This window comes from Pedobacter sp. P26 (assembly GCF_050632135.1).
Lineage (GTDB): Bacteria > Bacteroidota > Bacteroidia > Sphingobacteriales > Sphingobacteriaceae > Pedobacter.
The window spans coordinates 4336434-4354911 of the sequence record NZ_CP192574.1; the positions used below are offsets into that span (position 1 = coordinate 4336434).

Consider the following 18478-nt stretch of genomic DNA (forward strand, 5'->3'; position numbering starts at 1 on the left):
CTAATAAGGGTTAGTAACCAGGGTTTTGTGTTAAATTTTTGTTCAGGCTTACCTCGCTTGACGGAATTGCCCATAAGTAATCCCTTTGCGGATTGAACTTGCGTTGTTGTGTTCTGATGTAGCCACCATCTACGTTTTGGTCAGTTGCAAATTTTGCACCGTGGGCAAAGCCATTCATGGTAACTTCCGCCACTCTCCAGCGTCTGATGTCATCAGTTCTTAAACCTTCCATTGCAAGCTCAGCCCTACGTTCACGACGAATAACAGCGGTTAAATCTCCGGATGGAAAACTTAAGGCTGCTGCATCGGTAAAACCAGCTCTCGACCGGAGCGCACCAATTGTTTTTGCCCATACGGTGGCATCCATCTGCCCTAAAGCGTTTTTCGCTTCTGCATAAGTGAGCAATACCTCCGCATAACGGAAAAGGTGCAAATTATTTCCGGATACAAAACTTGATAAAGCAATTGGATCGAAGTATTTTCGCCAATAATAACCTGTAGCAGAAGCACTTTGCGAACCTGGCGAATATTCATCCAAGCCCGGCTGAACGGGGTCTGAACCTGGCCTGATGTAAATCGTTTTGGTGCTATTGTTTGGATTTACCCATGTATACCGATCGTAAACCACTGTTGCGGTGAGCCTTGGATCGCGGTTTACATAAGGGTTACTTTCCACATACCCTGAACCTGCTTCTTTGATTCCTTTTCCGTTGAGCATGATGTAGTCATCTATCAGCTCCTGTGTCGGAGCCATCGCACTCACCCTTCCGCCAACTGTTCTTGGAGCGAAATCCCAGAAATTCTGCCAGGTCCTGACTGTTGGAACATATTGAAGGGATAGTATACTTTCGCTATTGGTTTTGTTGGTTGCAGGGTCGCTAAATAAAGCACTGTAATTTGGGGTTAATGAATAGGTGCCGTAGGTTGCCTGATTGTTAATTAATTTTTCGCAAACCGCCACTACTTCAGCCATTTTGTTTCCCTGGTAAAGCAATGTTCTCATCTCCAGGGCAAGTGCCGCAGCTTTTGTAATCCTACCGTTTTCACTGGCCGGGAGCTGATCTTTACTTGGAAGATTGGGTATAGCAGCTTCAAGCTGAGCAATAATGTAGTCGCTTACCGCCGTCTTTGAGGTACGCGGAATCACCTGAGCCTCCTCTGGTGTAAGATCATGATCCGGAAGGGGCACATCGCCATACCATTTACTCAGGTTAAACAATGCAAAAGCCCTCATAAACTGGTTTTCAGCTTTCATCCTGGCAATCGTAGCCGCTGGGAGGGTTTTGTTTTGGTCTACATTTTCTAAAAATATGTTGACTGATTTTATGGTTTTATAATAACTTGCCCAGTCTCCGGCAAACTTTGCGGTAAGGGAAGTTGCATTTCCGCTTGCAATGAGGTTGAGGTCGCCTGAAGGAGAGTAAGCATTATCAGAGAGTGCCTCGGGCTCAAAGTACAATGAGCTGTTGTAAAGCAAGCTGTAATTATTGTTAAGGGCACTGCTTACGTTTACATCAACGGTCCAGAATGTTAAATCCGAAAACCGGTCCGTTGGCGCAATATCGAGCTTTTTACACCCTGCAAAAGCAAAAAGACTGAAAGCAATGATGAGGTTTTTATTTAAAAATTTCATATAAGTAATTCTAGCCGTGAATATTAAAAGGTGATGTCCAGACCTGCTCCGTAAAAAATCGGTAACGGATACTGACGGGCACTGTTCGAGGCGGAACCGGTACTCAGGTTATTCCCGAATTCTGAAGTTTCCGGATCGATAAATTTAAGTTTTGAAAGCGTAAACAAATTCTGCCCGATAAGGGAAACTCTCAGGCGCTGAATACCTGCTTTTTGAGTGAGTGCCTGTGGCAAGGTATAGCCGATGTTTACATTCTTCAAGCGTGCATAAGCAGCATCATATTTGTAAAGGTCAGACCCCGTTCTCCAGTTATTCGTATTCGATGGCGATCCGATGTTGGCAAAAATCGGGTAACGTGCATCAGGATTTCCCGGGCTCCAGTAATCGGTCATGTGTTCATATACTGTAGCACCATAACCGTAATGGAAAGGCTCAACAAGCTCTCCGCGAAGGAAAGTTTCGCGTTTCCCCACACCTTGAATGAACAGCTGAAGATCAAAGCCTTTTACAGCCAGCCGGTAAGTAAATCCAAAAGTATATCTCGGGAAGGGGTTGCCCAATACAGTTTTATCTTTTGCATCAATTACGCCATCGTTGTTCAGATCCTTAAATTTTACATCTCCGGGCACAACTGCGTTTCCGGCAATTTTCGGAGAGTTGTTGATGTCTGCCTGATTTTGAAAAAATCCATTGGTTTGATATCCGTAATACTGCGTAATTGGTTCGCCAACACGTCTGAGCAATTGGAATACATCCTGATTAATGATCTGTTCGGTTGCTCCTCCTGATAATTTAAGCAGCTTGTTCTGGTTATCGGCAACGTTAAGGCTAAAACTTTGAGTTACATTTTTTCCACGCAGGTTATAAGTAACAGACGCTTCCCAGCCTTTGCTCCTCACTTTTGCCACGTTAAAATCAGGCGTTGCTGCACCAAAGATTGCTGGAATATCCTGCCTTGGCTGAAGAATATCTCTGGTTACTTTATTGAAGTAATCAAAAGTAGCTGTTAATGAATTGTCAAAAAACCCTGCTTCTAAACCGATATTTAAAGTAGCTGCTTTTTCCCAGGTCAAATCCCGGTTAGATAACAATGTACCCGCCCCACCTACCGGAATGTTATTGAAGCCGTATGCACTTGCATAGTTAAAATAGGTGGTTTGATACTGGAAGTTACCCACATTCTGATTTCCTAAAACACCATAAGAGGCACGAAGTTTCAGATTGCTTACCGTACGCTTCAGGGATTCCATAAAAGACTCCTGAGAGATCAGCCAACCTGCACTCACCGATGGAAAGAAACTGCCGCGGTTGCCCCTGGCAAACTTTGAGGAAGCATCGTAACGTGCTGTTGCTTCGAGTAAATAACGGTCTTTAAAGGAATAATTTAGCCTGCCAAATAAAGACTGCAAACTATTGGAATTAATGGCTAAGCTGTTATTGGAATTGATGGGATCGACGATAGTTCCTGTTGTTGGTGTACCCAGCAATTGATCTGTTAATGTTTTTTGAAGCTGAAAGCCTCGTTGTGAATAATTTTCGCTCGAAGCCCCCAACTGAACCTTAAAATCGTGTGCTAAAATCTTTTTCCCGTATTCGAGATAAACTTTGGTATTGAACAGCTGCGATTTGCTATTGGCATCCAAAACCGAGCGGTCATCTCCATAAACACCTGAAGGAAGATAGTTTACCTGGGTACGGCGGAAAAATGTGCCATTGTTTTGCAGTGTTCCACCGAATTCGCCAGTTAGTTTTAAGTCTTTCGTAATGTTAAACTGGCCATTAAATGATCCGAAGATCTCATCATTATCTGCCTGGTTAAATCCGCCTTTTTCCAATACGCCGTATTCATTGTACTGTGAAGCAAAAGGATTGGTCAGGTAGTTCCCATTTTCGTCTTGCCAGTTGAAATTATGAGGAACCCTGTTTGCATCGGCGAAAATATTGTTGTCGCCAACGCTGTTGGTTTTATTTCTGGTTTTGGTGTAAAGCAAAATGAAATTCGTTCTTAATTTTCCGATAACATTGGTCTGGTTTAATCTCAAATTGTATTTCTGATATCCAAATTTTGATCCCTCACCCCCGTTGCCAATAAAATTACTTTGCTGATCCTGGAAACCTGCCGAAACGTAGAAAGCACTTTTTCTCCACCACCGGCAATGTTTACATTGTGCGACTGTTGTGGCGCGGTGCGCAAAAGGTGTTCTATATCCCAGGTACCATCTCCCTGATCTTTTAATTGCTGAATCTGATCCGGAGAATAAGCCGGGCTTAAACCTGAATTGACCAAAGATTCGTTTTTATAATAGGCGTTTTGCCAGGCCGGAACTTTATGAACCAGCACATTGGCATCCTGAATACCATAACTTCCATTATAAGAAACTGTAGTTTTTTGATTAAGCTTACCCGCTTTCGTTGTAATCAATATTACTCCGTTTGCTGCTCTTGAACCGTAAATTGCAGCAGAACCTGCATCTTTTAGTACGGAAACGCTGGCAATATCATTTGGATTAATTGTATTTAAATTCCCTCCGACAATGCCATCCACAACCACCAGAGGCGTATTGTCTCCCAGGGTTCCTACTCCTCTGATGTTCACTGTAACATCACTTCCCGGATTGAGGTTGGTTTGCTGAATGATCAGGTTTGGCGCTTCGCCCTGCAATGCCTGGTAAGCATTCAGTACAGGCTTATTTTCGATATTCTTTGCATCAATAGTACTCACTGAACCGGTTATAGATACCCGTTTTTGTGTACCATACCCCACAACCACCACATCATTCAATTCGTTTCCAGATGAAGGAAGCAGCTTTACATTAATTGTTTTTCGTGAGCCAATGGCGATCTCCTGCCCTGCATAACCAATATAGGAAAAAGAGAGGCTTCCCGATACCAGATTATCAGGAACTGAGATGCTGTAGTTACCGTTGGCATCTGTAACAGTGCCAACCGATGTGCCTTTGATTTGTACGCTCACCCCAGGAAGGCCGATACCCTTCTCGTCTGATACTTTTCCGCCTACAGTAATGTTTTTAAAACCCTGCTCCGATGGCCTCAAAGCAAAGGGTTTGGCGGAGAGGTAACCGGGCATAAAAGGCATCAGTACCGCTACCAGCAAGGCTAGCTGACTGCGGGAGAGTCGCTTAAGTTTTGTTGATTGGTAAATTTTGAGTCTCATAACATTTTGGTTGATTAGGATGCTTTTTGGCATCTGAAATATATGGTTAGGTTCTTTTAGTGTTAATTTATTTGGCGATACGGTGACTTCGCTGCCAGTGTTCATCAATTTCTTCAAGCGAGCGTCCTTTGGTTTCCGGGATCAGCTTCCAGGTGAGGAGCAGTGCCGGAGAACAACAGATGGCAAAAATCCAGAAGGTCCAGGACGATCCGAGTCCCTGAAGCATTACAGGTGTAAGCTGACCAACAAAGAAATTACCGATCCAAAGGGTAAGCGTAGCCAGAGACATGGCTTTGCCCCGGATGCCGTTAGGAAAAATCTCTCCGATAACAACCCAACATACCGGCCCGAAAGAGAAAGCAAAACAAGCAATGAAAGCGAGTATAAAAATGAGGATCCACGGCCCTGAGATTATGCCAAACTGAAAAAGCATGCCAATAATAATCAGCGAGATTACCGCCCCCCTACACCAACATAGAGCAGGGGTTTACGCCCCCATTTATCAACCGTAAAAATGGCCACAAACGTGAATATCACATTTACTATACCGATAGTTACCTGCCCACCCAGGGCATTATTCAGCGTAAAGCCTGCTTGTTCTAATATTCTTGGACCATAATAAATTACGGCATTAATGCCACAAACCTGAGAGAGAAATGGAAGCAAAAGGCCGATCCAAAGTGCCTTACGGTATACCGGGTTAAAAAGTATTTTTAATGAACCCTCTTCACCAGAAATTTTCTGACTGGAAAAAGTCTCGAGTTCTTTCCTTGCAGCTGCTTCTCCATCAATTTTGATGAGTATCCGCTCTGCTAAATCTTTGCGCCCCCTAGTGAGCAGCCATCTTGGCGATTCCGGGACAACGAAGAGTGCCAAAAGAAAAATAAGTGCAGGAAGAGCGCCCAGACCAAGCATGGCACGCCATACTTCTGCAGACAATATTTTCTGTGACTCTGCACTCGAATGCGCTTCGCCGGTGTGATTTGCCAGGTATGCATTCGTAAAATAGGCCACAACAATCCCGATGGTTAGGGCAAGCTGGTAGAGCGAAACCATGGTTCCTCTCAGTCTTGAAGGCGCAAACTCTGAAATATAAAGTGGTGATACCATTGAGGCCACACCGATTCCGATACCGCCAATCAGCCTGAAGGTAATCAAAGAAGAGAAAGATCCTGCATACATGCAGCCCAAAGCAGAAGTTAGAAAAAGAAATGCCGAAAGGATAAGGACGATTTTCCTTCCAAATCTATCGCTAAGTTTGCCTGAAATAGCCACCCCAATGATGCAGCCCAGAAGGGCACAACTCACAAACCATCCTTCACTAACTGCATCAAGGCCAAAGTCTTTTGTAACCAGGCTAATTGTACCGGATATTACGGCAGTATCAAAACCGAACAAAAAGCCTCCCAGGGCAGCAACCAGGCATACCAGGTATAAGTAGGAACGATTTTTTTTGAGATCGATATGTTTTTCTTGTATCGTCATGGTGAGTTATTTTAAAAAGGCTTTAATTACTTTTGCCTGCCGGTCCGAGTTATTCACAATACTATAGCTTCCGGCTGCTGCAGGGATTACAAAAGTTTCAGCATATTGAAAATTCATGGTCGAACCATCGGCAGTGGTTACACTAACCGAATCGCCTTCAACAAGCATCAGCACATGGCAAACATTTTCTGTTTCAACTTCAACGAATGAATCGAAGTCTAGGCGGTGCACATCGTAAAAATGCTCTTTGTGGGTAGGTAGGTGAAGACATGTGCAGCCATCCTTTTCAAAAAGAATACTTGGTTTAGAAATCAATTCCTGTTGTACCTTACTTCCTTTTCGGGAAAAATCGAGATTTTTAAAAGCATGTTCAATGTTAATTGGGCGTGGTTTGCCATTTAGGTCTAGTCTCAACCAATCATACATCTTAAAAGTGAAAATATATGGTGTTGCACTAATTTCAAGCACCAAATTTTGTGCACCTGCACTGTGAATGGTGCCATTCGGAATCAGAAATAAATCGTGCTTTTTTGCTTTATGGCACTGTACGTATTGCTCAATTTCTACCGCTACACCATTTAGGTTACTATCTTCAAGCACCTGTTTGAAAGCAAGCGGATTGATATCTTCCTGAAAGCCCAGGTACACGCCCGCATCATCATTACAATCCAGAATATAGTAGGTTTCATCTTGAGTGATATTTTCTCCGAACTGTTCTTTGATGTATTCAAGACCTGGATGGCATTGTATCGAAAGATTGCCACCATCAAACGTGTCGAGAAAATCAAATCTTATCGGAAATTCATTTCCAAACCGTTCAAAGTGTTTACCCAATACATTTCCTGCCTGTGCAAACATGAGCAGATCAAAAGAAACCTCTAAAAGCAGCCCATCACTTTCGAATACCAATCCGTTTTCCGGAACGATAAGTTCAAAAGACCATGCATAATTAATCTCATTCTGATCGAGTTGCGGCATGCGTTGTTTCATCCACTGCCCTCCCCAGGCACCCGGGGCAAACCATGGCCTTGCACGAAATACGGATGCAGACATTTTCTTAAGCCCATCCCGAACAGCATCACCGTAGCCCCAGTTGATGTCTTCATCCCACTGCGCATCAACAAAAACGTCTACATTTTTTGCCAGTTGCTCTTTGTGGGCATTGAGTACAACCCAGTCTACAAAATAAAAACGCTTATACATTTCGGTCTGCTCCTGCGGACCAGACTTACCCAGATTGCAGATTGCACCGGCACTCATTCGATGCTGTAATTCATTTTTGGGCAAATCCACATAAATTAGGGAGGCATCCCACTCACTTAATGAAGCGCCGCAACCTATAATCAGGTTTACATCGCAATCTTCATTAACTTCTGAAGCCTTTAAAGCTTCGAGATCAAAAAAATCACCTAAGTTTAGTGTGGTCTTTTTTCCCCAAACGGCATCCTTCTCGCCAAGAAACTCTTCAACCATTTCATCGATCAAGTCTTCGTCTTTTAGAAAAGAAGCTGTATCTATGATGTTAACTTGCAGCCCTCTGGAAACAAGTTCTTTCTTAAGCGAGCTGATCAAAAGATTCCAGTACACCCCCACATAACCATCAATAATGACAGTTTTTTGTAAGGTAATGTGATGAGCAAGAGTCGCGTAACCATTGAAAATTTGTTTTTCCCCCAGCGCAAAGTATGGGTAGATATCGTAACCCTGCGGTTTGCTGATTTCTTTCCTAAATGCCGGCATAATTTCCTGCTCGGTCTTTCGCATCGGTTCTTCTATTGACATATCGATATGAGGATTCTGATAAATTATATTTTGAATTTGGTTCATGTTCATACAATGTTCTTACATCAGCAGATTTTATAGATACAAAAAGAAATCTTTCTGTTCCGGTAAAGAGGCTCCTATTTTAATTATAGGCACACCATTATATCGAAAATTGATACAAAAGGTATCTAGAAAAAGTATCCGGCTCAACATCATGCATTTTTTTTGAAATCAACTAATTATCTGGTTAGATTATACATTCTATAGTATGTACATACAAATGTATTATTAAATTAATTACTTCCAAATTTTTATTTTAATTATTTTTTGCGGTGTATGCTTTTGATTCGAATTAAATAGTGCAATGATCACAGAAAACAACAGAATGTATGTACATGATGTAAATGAGACGAAATTTTTATATTATTGTATCGAGTATGAAACTAACAATAGACCATAAAAGTCAGGTGCCATTACATGTACAGGCGGAAGCATTGTTAAGGAAATTAATTGAAAACCCCGAATATGTTGGTGGCAAACTGCTTCCCAACGAAGTAGAGTTATCAAAAGAATTAGGCATATCACGCACTACTTTACGCCAGTCGATAAATAAACTGGTTTACGACGGCTTGCTTATACGCAAAAAAGGGGTCGGCACTAAGGTGGCCGAATCAAAATCGCTGAGTTCAAAATCGAAGAACTGGATGAGTTTTTCTCAGGAAATGAGTGCCAGGGGAATTCCGATCCGAAATTTCGAATTACATGTAAGCTGGGTATATCCCGATAAAAGACTGGCAAGTTTTTTCCAGATCAAGGAAGACAAAAAAGTTTTAAAATTGGTTAGGCTAAGGGGCCGCCCTGAGGGTCCGTTCGTATATTTTGAATCATACTTCCATCCAGGTGTGGGTCTAACTGGCGAAGAGGATTACAAAGCTCCCCTTTATGAAATGCTGGAAAAGGAACATTCGGTCGTTGCGATGATCTCCAAAGAGGAAATCAGTGCCTTGCTCGCGGATGAATTCATCGCAGCCAAACTGGAGGCGAATGTAGGCTCGCCTATCTTATTCAGGAAGCGTTTTGTGTATGATATTGACGAAAAACCAATCGAATACAACCTCGGATTTTATAAGGCAGATAGCTTCATCTATACGGTTGAAAGCAGAAGAGATTAGCTATAATTGAACGCTGTGCTTTGTTAAACGGAGATTTCGGAAACCCTCACCAAGTGATTGGGCAGCGAATTGACCATTCTTAAGCAAAAGCGATAGAACATTAAAAATAAAATTAAAACATAAAATGACCGGCATAAGATGCAAGAAAAACCATCCAATGCCCGTCGGTATCTTTATTCACCCTTCTGCTTTCTTTCAAGCAGAACAGCGATTTCAACATCAAGTTTTTTCTGAAGGATCTCACCTTCAAACCCAATGGTCCTGAACTGCATTTTTCCCTGCTGATCTAAAACAGCGATAGTAGGAATTACCGTAAAGCCTACTTTTTCTCCTATATTTTTATCGTTGTTGAAATAAATCGGAAACTGATATTGCGGGTTCTGTTTTGCCCATTTTTTAGCATCTTCGAGGGTATTGTTGGAACCACTGTTGACCACCATAAACATGATCTCCTTATTGTTGCGGTATTTTTCGAAAACCTTATGGAAATAAGGCATTTCCTGCATACAGGGAACACACCAGGTTGCCCAGAAATCAAGGATTACAATCTTTCCCTTCATCATTTCTGCGGTAACCGGCCGCCCTTCGAGGTCCACCAGGCCCGATAATTCCGGTCCGGGCTTATTCATCATCGATAATGTGGTTTTAGCAGTTAGCCGGGCGATTTCCAAAGCTTCCAGCTCCGCTACCTTTGACCGGAAACTGGCTTCGGACTGGTTATATCTTAAAAAATTGATTTTTGCGCTTTTCAGTACCGTTGAATCTGTCGGATTTTTAATCAGCAGCTTCCAGAGGATATTAAAAGCCTTCTGATTTTCATTTAACCTTACAGATACCTGGGCACTGTTAATCAACCCCTCTCTTCCATCCGAAAGTTTTACTGCCCGGTCTGCCAGCAGTCTTGCTGAATCGATTTGGTGCAGCTCAAAATAATTGAGTGCTTTGATAGAAAGCAGCGCAGACCTTGCCTCTGCTATGGCCTGTTTTCTTGTGGTATCCGGTACATAGGAAGGAATATAACCGAACTCAGGGAAATAACGGATAATCCCTACCGGCCAGGTACCGGAAATTTGCAACGATCTGTCTGCATAAGCAATAGCCGCTGATGGGGCGATTTTATTTTCGGTCAGCCTGGCTGCAATATCCTTAAGTGCCTGAGGTGTGTAAGGGCTAACTTTTATGTTCAGCTTGGAAGCATGAAACAATGCCCTGGTAGAATCCTTGACCGATGCATAATAATCAAATAGCATTTTATGAATACCTTCAGACCCTTCTTCACCAGGCTTATCGCTTTTCTTTAACATCGCTTCCAGCTTTGCAATTTTGGTGGCAGTATCCTGCTCTTTAGCGATAACTGCGGCGCGGAAGTCTTTGGAGATATCTGCATCCGGGAAGCGCTGCATAATTACTTTGCGCACCGAATCGAGCCTGCTCTTTTCGCCGATCATCAGATAGCCCATCGTAACCAGGTTCACATTTCCCGGCAGCGTAGGATTTTCTTCAAATTTCGCTGCAATGATTTTCCTGGCCTGCTCCCTTAACCGCAGTTTTTCTTGAGGGCTTTTTGCCATAATCATCATGGTGTTGAGCTGTGCTACCTTAGCCTCATAATGATCAGGATTATTTTTTAGTTCTTCGCCGAGCAGAATCAGCTTTTTAGCCTGAAGATCAGGAGATTTTGGCATTTGGGCAGAAAGGCTATAAGATTCGTGCAAAAAGCTGCTTTTTACTCTCCTTTCCCCATCAAAAACACGCAAAACATAGTGTTGATCGGCAGCAGGTTGCTGTATCTGCTCTCCGCTCTGGAGATAAAAAGCCGCAAAGGTTGCAAACCTGCCGGCTACAAAAGATGCTGTCCATATTTTGCCCTTTTTTACCATTGGCATTTTCCAAGGCAGGTCGTAAAAAGTAGAATAGGTGAAAACGATCGTTACGGAGGGTGCGTCAGGTGTTATTTTAGCATAGGTAGCTGTAGGGTCGTAACTGATGGTAACGGTATCTCCTCTCTTTATTTTTTCGGGCTTAATGGTTACGCTTTGCCCACGCACCTGCACAATGGCAAGCACGAGGAGCATATAACTGAATACTATTTTTTTCATAGGAATTAATTAATTGTAACCTGGATTCTGAACCATATTGGGATTGGTACGCATGGCCTCTACCGGAATAGGAAAAAGTACTGCGGTAGGTTTCCAGAATGGCTTGCTCAGTGGCAGAATATCATCTGCGCGGGATTTTAAAGGATCCCCCGACACACTTTTCCACCGTTTAAGATCGAACCAGCGGTGTCCCCATTCCGAAAACAGCTCTACCCTTCTTTCCTGTTCAACCTGCGCCATGGCAACTGCCTGGCTTGCTGCAACAGCCAGAGGCGTTAGTCCGGCACGGGCGCGAAGTACATTAAGGTCATCTTTGGCCTCAGAAAATCTGCCCAGTCCTACCCTGGCCTCCGCGCGGATCAGGTAAGCTTCGGCAAAACGGAGTATCATTGAATATTCGCTTACCGCAGCACCTGCTGCTCCAACCCTCACCTTATATTTAAAAGGATAATAATGCGTTACAATAGGGGTTGTAGTAGTGCTGTAGCTACCAACCCAATTGCTGAACCGCTTATCTCCCGCTTCGAAACCTGTCTCCAGGCCGTATATTCCTTTGGTAAGCCTGTAAAATGGTGAGGCTGTTGGAATAAGGGTATTCCCTTCCCAGGTGTTTCTTCCGCCAAGCGTATTCACAACCTGAAGCTGCCAAACAGCTTCGTTTGAGTTTTTCAAAAAAGTCTTGGTCATGCTTGCGGCATCATTTAGATCAGCATTTTTTAAAATCGAGTACTGTGTTGTATTCGCGATTACCTCATTGGCTTCAGACTCTGCCAAAGCGTTGTTCCCGGTATATAGATAGGCTCTCGATAGCAAAAGTGTAGCTGCTGTTTTATTTGGGCGTGTACGCTCGCCGGCTCCAGGGTAAGCGGCTACCAATAAACTTTTGGCATCTTTTAAATCCCGGATAATCGCAGCATAAACCTCAGCCTTAGGACTTCTGGCTTTATTGCTATTGTTCAATACATCAGTATTAAGGATGAGCGGTACATCACCAAAGAAATTTACCAGATAGAAATGGCAGAAGGCACGCATAAACTTAGCCTCACCCAATAACTGGTTCTTAACTGCTGGTGTAAGTGTATTAGAAGCCGAAACGCCTTCTATAACGGCATTAGATCGGTAAATAAAATTATAGGGCGAAGACCACATAATCCCCACATAGGTATTTCCGGAGGTTAGGGCATTGTTCTTGAATTCGTCAAAATTGGCCAGTACAGAAGCATACACGAACTCATCAGCGGCCATAGCACAAGTAAAGCTGGTGAGTACATTAGCAAACTGGTAATTAGAAGCATTCATATCGCTGTAAATACCCACCATTGCGGCAGTTGCAGTAGCATCGGTGGTAAAAACGGTTCCAGTAGCCAACTGATCTTTTGGATCTTCGATTTCTACATATTTTTTGCATGACAGACCTGCGCTGATCAAGGCAAAGGACAATATATAATAGATAATTTTCATCGGAATTAATTTTAAGTTAAAATGATACCTGTAAACCTGCGGTGTAAACACTTATTGGAGGCATTGAATATCCTTTTGTTTCAGGGTCAAAGCCATCGTATGAAGTGATCGTAAAGAGGTTCTGTCCCAGAACATACATGGTGATATTGTTGAATTTCCAGCTTTTAAGCAAATCTTTGAAGTTGTATTTCAAAGAAACATTCTTCAGTCTGATAAATGAAGCATCGCCCCAAACCGCATTCGACAGCCGGTAATTATTCTGGTATGCAGTATAGATCAGTTTACCGACAGTTGCACTTGCTCCCGGTATCATCGACGGAATGCCCGGCATTGTCCATCTTTCAAGCGCACTGATGTCCTTATTTCTAAGTGCAGAACCATTGGAATAACTCAGATAACCATAGTTTAACAGTGGCCCCTCCTGCTTTACAAATTGAAAAAAGAAATCAAGACTGAAGTTTTTGTAGGTAAAACTGTTCTGGATACCTCCATAGAATTTAGGCATCGTATTTCCTATCACGATAAGATCTGCCGGATCGGTGATGGCTTTATCTCCGTTAAGATCCCTGAATTCGGGAACACCAGTTTGTGGATTTATTCCCAGAAAATCGAAACCCATCACGATCGATAAGGGCTGGCCGATAACGTACTTAGCTGCATTCGCCGAGTTTTTCAGGTCAGGGTATTTCAGTAATTTGGTTTTGGCCAGGCTAAGGTTAAAGGAAGTGTTCCATGAAAAATCTTTCTTTTTGATATTGATCGAACTCAGCTCAAATTCCCAGCCTTTATTTTCTACCTGGGCCGGTAAATTGGCCTGGTAGCTGGTAAATCCAGACTGCGAGGAAAGTGTGCTCCCGATCAACTGATTGTCTGAGCGGTTGCGGTAGAAATTTGTAGTAAGTAGCAACCTTTCATTAAAAAAACCAAGGTCTAAACCTGCTTCCAGCTTCCTGTTCACTTCCCAGCTGTAATCAGGGTTCGGGAAACGGCTAGGTGATATTCCCCCAATTCCGCCGTATGGATAAGAGGTTGGTGTCCAGCTGTCCAGGAACTGATAATCACCGATCTGGTCATTCCCTACCGTACCAAAACTTCCCCTTAATTTACCAAAACTCAGGAAGGGAAGATTTTCTTTTATAAAATTCTCATTGCTAAACAGCCAGGCTGCACCTACAGCGCCAAAATTTCCGAAACGGTTATTCGGACCAAACTTAGAAGACCCATCCCTGCGGAAGGTACCGTTTACGATATATTTTTCATCCCAGTTATAGGTAAGCCTTCCAAAAACTGATGTATAGCGGTACTTGGTATAACTGTAACTTCTTGGCGTGATCAGTGTAGCTGCCTTAATGTTATCCAATTGCAGATCGCTGATATAACCGCTTCCGGTCACACCTTGTCCTTCTCTCAGGCTGTGCTGCCAGGTGCCACCCACTAAAGCAGCTAAACTGCCCTTGCCCAGTCTAACATTATAATTTAGCTGGGGTTCTACGATGTACGAATTTAAGTTACTGGTTCCATAGTTTGCGCTGCTCCCCGTGTAGCTGACCGGGTTGAAGCCCAATTTTGGAAGCGTTTGGGTCTGTTTCATATCCATCTTGTTAAAACCGGCACTTACTTTGGCGGTAAGGCCCGTCAAAAACTGATAGCTTAAAGTGGTATTCCCAAAAATATTGTTAGTATTGCTCACATTTGTACGTTCAAAATAAGCCATGGGGTTCTGCTCATTTCCGATCCAGTAATAATTCCCTTGCGCATCGTAGATCGGGAAATTTGGTGCAAGGTTAAAAAAGCTGGTTACATCACTTTGTAAGGTGTTATTTTCATCGAGTGTATATTTTAAAGAACTGGTGAACTGAAATTTTTGATCAACCGAGCTATGGTTAAGCGACATATTCAATGCTCCTCTTTTAAAACCTAAATCACCGGGTAAAACTATTTTCTCGTCCCGGTAGGTCCCGCTGATCAGGTATTTAGTCTGCTCTGTACCGCCACTGAGACCCAACTGAAGTTCAGAAAGATTGGCTGAATTACCGATCAGCAGATCCTGCCAGTTCTGATCAAGATTCTGGTCCCATAATAACAGATCCGGCGCCTGTGCATCTGTCGGGGTAACCGCGTCATTTGCATAGGCCTCGCGCCTCATGGCCAGGTATTCTGAACCATTAAGCATCTTTACGCGTTTACTTACCGTAGAAATTCCGGTGTATACATTCGCCGTAAACGCTGGTTTTCCTGATTTTCCTTTTTTAGTGGTAATCAAAATCACGCCGTTTGCTCCCCTGGATCCATATATTGCCGTTGCATCTGCATCTTTTAAGATATCAATCTGCTCTATATCGGCGGGATTGATACTGGCTAGCGGACTTTGGTTCCCATTTGCCCCGGAAAACTGGCTCAGACTTTCTGATATAAAGGGTATACCATCAACAATATATAGAGGTGCGGTACCTGCGGTAATCGAATTTTGGCCCCTCAGGCGTACATTGTAAGCTGACCCCGGATAACCAGTTACCGAAGAAATATCAAGGCCAGCAACTCTGCCCTGCAAGGCCGCAATCGGATCTCCTACAGGCTGGTTGGCAATCTGTTTTGCGCCTACCGTGGTTACAGAACCGGTATTGGTTCTTCTGGTAGTGGTTCCATACCCGATTACCACAACGGCATCTAATGTTCCGCTTTGCGGCTCCAGGAATATATTCATTGGTTTAGCACTCTGCACAGGTCTCTCGATAGTAGAATAACCTATGTAACTAAAGATCAGGATATCATCTGCCGAGGCCTGGATCTTAAACGCGCCGTTGCCATCTGTTATGGCGGCAATGGTTTTGCCTTTCACCTTAACAGAAACACCAGGCATTTCATTACCCTTTTCATCTTTTACTACACCATTAATTTCTTCCCTGTAATTATTGACCGGTGTAAGGGGAACCGGAGCCTTAAAAATAATAATGCTATTATTGAGCAGCTTATAGTTTAATCCGCTGCCCTGTAAAAGCGCATCAAGGATTTGTTTTACGCTACGCTGCCTGGCCTCAAGTTGTGGTACTTTTACACCTGAGATGACCTCTTTTTTATAAGCAAAACGAAAATCGGTCTGCTGTTCGATTTTTGCAAAAGCCTCCTGTAAATTTCCTTTCGAAAAGCCTAAAGATACAGTTACTTCCTGCAGGCCCTGGGCAGAACTGTTAACAGCATATAGGCTACTGACGGCAAATAATGAGATAACCAATAAGATCGCATTTACTTTCATGAAAAATCTTAATTTTTGGATAATAGTGTAGTGATAAGTCAATAGGGATTGACTTGCATAAAGTGTATTTTTATAATACATTGCAATGGTTTTAGGTTGTTCGATATATAATTTAAAACTATTGTAAGCCCCGGTGGCCGCCGGGGTTTACTTAATTCCGCTCCTATATCATGTTGGTGATACTTTTTTCTTCATCAAATTTTATGTTTTTGTTGGTTTATAAATTTTCACACCCTTCACCGTCAATCAGAAGTTGGTTCCCTTTGCGTTCAAAAGAAGCTCCGGTAATCGCGCTAAGCACTTCTGTAACCTGACTGATATCATTCCTGTTTAAAAAAGCAGCGGTAAAGCGGCACTTCTTTACTTTATCGCTTTTAAATAAAACTTCTATGCCGTAACGCTTTGCAATCAGCTCCGAAGCCTGCAAAAGTGTAATATCATCCATAATCAGATCCTGCGACTTCCAGGCGGTAGCAGTTTCGGTATTTACAGTCTGCTTGCTTTGATATTCCTGGCCGATTTTCCAGCTCAATTGCTGGTTTGAAGTTAATACGGCCAAAGTTTTATCTGCACGCTGAACCAAAACCCTACCCCTGGTAACCGTTACAGTTACCGCTTTCTGATGATCATAGGCAGAAATATTAAACGCGGTCCCCAGAACAGTTGTCGTGATTTTGCCCGTATGAATGATAAAAGGATGTGCTGCATCGTGAGCCACATCGAAAAAAGCTTCCCCATATAAGGTTACCTCTCTTTTTTGCTTTCCTTTAAAATCCTGGTCATACACCAAACGGCTATCGTTGTTCAATTGCACAGAGGTTCCATCTGGTAACTTAATCCATTTATGCCCCCCTGTCTTTTCAGCAGGTTTATCTGTCTTGTTTTTTGCAACGATAATAGGCTTATTTACCGGTTTAAGTAAAAAATATGCGATTGCCGATATCAATAGCACAGATGCAGCATAGCCAATCCAATGCAATGGCTTTTTTACCGTTTTTAAAGTTGCATGTTTTTTTATTTTTTGAAAAAGTGCCTGCTGATCAGCCAGCTCAGTTTCTTCCTTTCCGGCTTCAAATTCATACTGAAATTCCGTCAAAGCCTCTGCCCACTCTTCCTGATAGTTATCATTCTTCATCATCAAGAGCACCTGATCATTTTCCTGCTGTGATGTCAGGTTCCGTATGTACTTTAAAAAAAGTTGCTTTATCGATTGTTCCAAAATAGTGCTGCGTTTTATATCATAACACATAAAGCGTATGGAACATTTACCCGGGAAGAAAATATTTTTTATTTTTCCCGTATCTGTTAGTAGGGGAAAACACATTGAAATTTAAACTGGACTAAAAAAATAACGACAAAAGCGCCCCGTGCCTGACGAGGTATCTTTTGATCGAGCGGATGGCTTTAACCATTTGGCTGTTGATGGTTGCATCTTTTAAACCAAGTTCTTCAGCTGCCTGCTTATAGCTATAGCCAGATCCATGGCAAAGCTCGTAGATTTTTCTGCGCTGCGGGGGCAACAGCTGAACAGCACGGGAAACAAATTCCTTTGTCTGCCTATACTGGGCGAAAGCGAGTCCGTCATCACCCTGATCCAGAGCATATCTAGCTATCTCTTCAGTAATTATTGTTTCTTTAGCAGCTTTTCGAATCACATTCAAAGATAAATTTCTGGCTATGGTAAACAGATAAGACTGAAGGGGTAAGTTGGGTTCCAATTTAGGAGCGGTTTCCCATAATTTCACAAATACTTCCTGAACGATGTCTTCTGCGAGCGCAGGGGATTTTAAAATCTTCAGTGCAAATGTGTAAATCCTTTTTACATGCAGTTCATAAAGAAGAGAAAAAGCAGTTTGGCTGCCATTTTTCAACTTTAGCACCAGTTCCGCCTCTGAATCTTTGACAACATTCATAGTCTACAAAAATAGTAGATTTCATTAATAAACATAATATTTTGAATGCTGATTTCCAAATTTGGAAATTCCACTTTAAATCCGTGGCATTTTAATTAAGGTCATACTAAGATCTAAGGCACGTGATCAGATCCTCAAAGCTAAAACTATTTAATAAGACACTAAAACGAAATTCTTTATAATTTCTGCAAGCGCCAGGTATTTTTTCTACCTCAATAATTTGCAATCAGGTTTTAGAACATATTTATTTTCAAACTCTTCCTTTAATTCTCCGGGTGGAAATAAAAATTTTTAAACTGCCTGTGTCCCTATTTTGTGAGAAAAAGTTAGTTTTCTTGCATTGCCAAGCCAATAGCAGCTGCCTTCCTGCAATTATTTAAAATGCCTGCAACACAGTGATAGGTTAAAGCGTGATAAACAACCTGTTAAGATCGAAGCGTTCATGCCGGAAGATGAGCCCAATGCAGGAGAAGACAATTAACCTTTTCCTTTTACCAAAAATATGCTGCTATCCGGAATAGAC

Annotated in this window: 12 protein-coding genes; 1 reads left to right on the forward strand and 11 read right to left on the reverse strand. The window is 42.5% G+C overall.

The features are described 5' to 3' along the window. Positions 1-10: 10 nt before the first annotated feature. The 6 genes from ACQ86H_RS20075 to ACQ86H_RS20100 all read right to left on the reverse strand — a co-directional run bounded on the left by ACQ86H_RS20075 (position 11) and on the right by ACQ86H_RS20100 (position 8075). Positions 11-1633 (reverse strand): RagB/SusD family nutrient uptake outer membrane protein, encoded by a 1623-nt coding sequence (locus tag ACQ86H_RS20075; RefSeq protein ID WP_431292285.1) that lies wholly within the window; start codon positions 1631-1633, stop codon positions 11-13. Between the two features lie 23 nt (positions 1634-1656). Beyond that, a complete protein-coding gene (locus tag ACQ86H_RS20080; protein WP_431295434.1) occupies positions 1657-3723 on the reverse strand; it encodes a SusC/RagA family TonB-linked outer membrane protein in 2067 nt (688 codons plus the stop codon). Beyond that, on the reverse strand, positions 3672-4808 hold the full coding sequence (locus ACQ86H_RS20085; RefSeq protein WP_431292286.1) for a TonB-dependent receptor plug domain-containing protein: 1137 nt from the start codon (positions 4806-4808) through the stop codon (positions 3672-3674). Before ACQ86H_RS20085 ends, ACQ86H_RS20080 begins: the two co-directional genes overlap by 52 nt. A 67-nt stretch (positions 4809-4875) precedes the next feature. Next, positions 4876-5241, reverse strand: a complete 366-nt coding sequence (locus tag ACQ86H_RS20090; RefSeq protein WP_431292287.1) for an MFS transporter — start codon at positions 5239-5241, stop codon at positions 4876-4878. Between the two features lie 20 nt (positions 5242-5261). Beyond that, the gene (locus ACQ86H_RS20095; RefSeq protein WP_431292288.1) at positions 5262-6293 is read right to left on the reverse strand and encodes a sugar porter family MFS transporter; all 1032 of its coding nucleotides are present in this window, start codon (positions 6291-6293) and stop codon (positions 5262-5264) included. A gap of 6 nt (positions 6294-6299) precedes the next feature. Beyond that, positions 6300-8075, reverse strand: a complete 1776-nt coding sequence (locus ACQ86H_RS20100; protein ID WP_138822568.1) for a class I mannose-6-phosphate isomerase — start codon at positions 8073-8075, stop codon at positions 6300-6302. 419 nt (positions 8076-8494) lie between these two features. On the opposite strand from ACQ86H_RS20100, the gene ACQ86H_RS20105 reads away from it, so the two are divergent. Next, on the forward strand, positions 8495-9229 hold the full coding sequence (locus ACQ86H_RS20105; RefSeq protein ID WP_431292289.1) for a GntR family transcriptional regulator: 735 nt from the start codon (positions 8495-8497) through the stop codon (positions 9227-9229). A gap of 173 nt (positions 9230-9402) precedes the next feature. On the opposite strand, the gene ACQ86H_RS20110 is transcribed toward ACQ86H_RS20105, so the two are convergent. The 5 genes from ACQ86H_RS20110 to ACQ86H_RS20130 form a co-directional block, all read right to left on the reverse strand. Further along, positions 9403-11328, reverse strand: coding sequence for a TlpA family protein disulfide reductase (locus ACQ86H_RS20110; RefSeq protein ID WP_431292290.1), 1926 nt, complete (start codon positions 11326-11328; stop codon positions 9403-9405). A 9-nt stretch (positions 11329-11337) separates the two neighbouring features. Then, positions 11338-12789, reverse strand: coding sequence for a RagB/SusD family nutrient uptake outer membrane protein (locus ACQ86H_RS20115; RefSeq protein WP_138822562.1), 1452 nt, complete (start codon positions 12787-12789; stop codon positions 11338-11340). 16 nt (positions 12790-12805) lie between these two features. Then, entirely contained in the window at positions 12806-16123 is a 3318-nt protein-coding gene (locus ACQ86H_RS20120) for a TonB-dependent receptor (protein WP_431292291.1), read from the reverse strand. 136 nt (positions 16124-16259) lie between these two features. Beyond that, positions 16260-17261, reverse strand: coding sequence for a FecR family protein (locus ACQ86H_RS20125; RefSeq protein ID WP_431292292.1), 1002 nt, complete (start codon positions 17259-17261; stop codon positions 16260-16262). 121 nt (positions 17262-17382) lie between these two features. Then, positions 17383-17955 carry an RNA polymerase sigma factor gene (locus ACQ86H_RS20130; protein WP_138822556.1) on the reverse strand — a complete coding sequence of 191 codons (573 nt, stop codon included), beginning with the start codon at positions 17953-17955 and terminating at the stop codon, positions 17383-17385. Between the last annotated feature and the right edge of the window lie 523 nt (positions 17956-18478).

Coding starts and splice junctions, on each gene's coding strand:
- ACQ86H_RS20075 (WP_431292285.1), bottom strand. CDS start 1,633: ATGAAATTTTTAAATAAAAACCTCATCATTGCTTTCAGTCTTTTTGCT.
- ACQ86H_RS20090 (WP_431292287.1), bottom strand. CDS start 5,241: ATGCTTTTTCAGTTTGGCATAATCTCAGGGCCGTGGATCCTCATTTTT.
- ACQ86H_RS20130 (WP_138822556.1), bottom strand. CDS start 17,955: ATGAATGTTGTCAAAGATTCAGAGGCGGAACTGGTGCTAAAGTTGAAA.
- ACQ86H_RS20100 (WP_138822568.1), bottom strand. CDS start 8,075: ATGTCAATAGAAGAACCGATGCGAAAGACCGAGCAGGAAATTATGCCG.
- ACQ86H_RS20120 (WP_431292291.1), bottom strand. CDS start 16,123: ATGTATTATAAAAATACACTTTATGCAAGTCAATCCCTATTGACTTAT.
- ACQ86H_RS20110 (WP_431292290.1), bottom strand. CDS start 11,328: ATGAAAAAAATAGTATTCAGTTATATGCTCCTCGTGCTTGCCATTGTG.
- ACQ86H_RS20105 (WP_431292289.1), top strand. CDS start 8,495: ATGAAACTAACAATAGACCATAAAAGTCAGGTGCCATTACATGTACAG.
- ACQ86H_RS20085 (WP_431292286.1), bottom strand. CDS start 4,808: ATGAGACTCAAAATTTACCAATCAACAAAACTTAAGCGACTCTCCCGC.
- ACQ86H_RS20115 (WP_138822562.1), bottom strand. CDS start 12,789: ATGAAAATTATCTATTATATATTGTCCTTTGCCTTGATCAGCGCAGGT.
- ACQ86H_RS20095 (WP_431292288.1), bottom strand. CDS start 6,293: ATGACGATACAAGAAAAACATATCGATCTCAAAAAAAATCGTTCCTAC.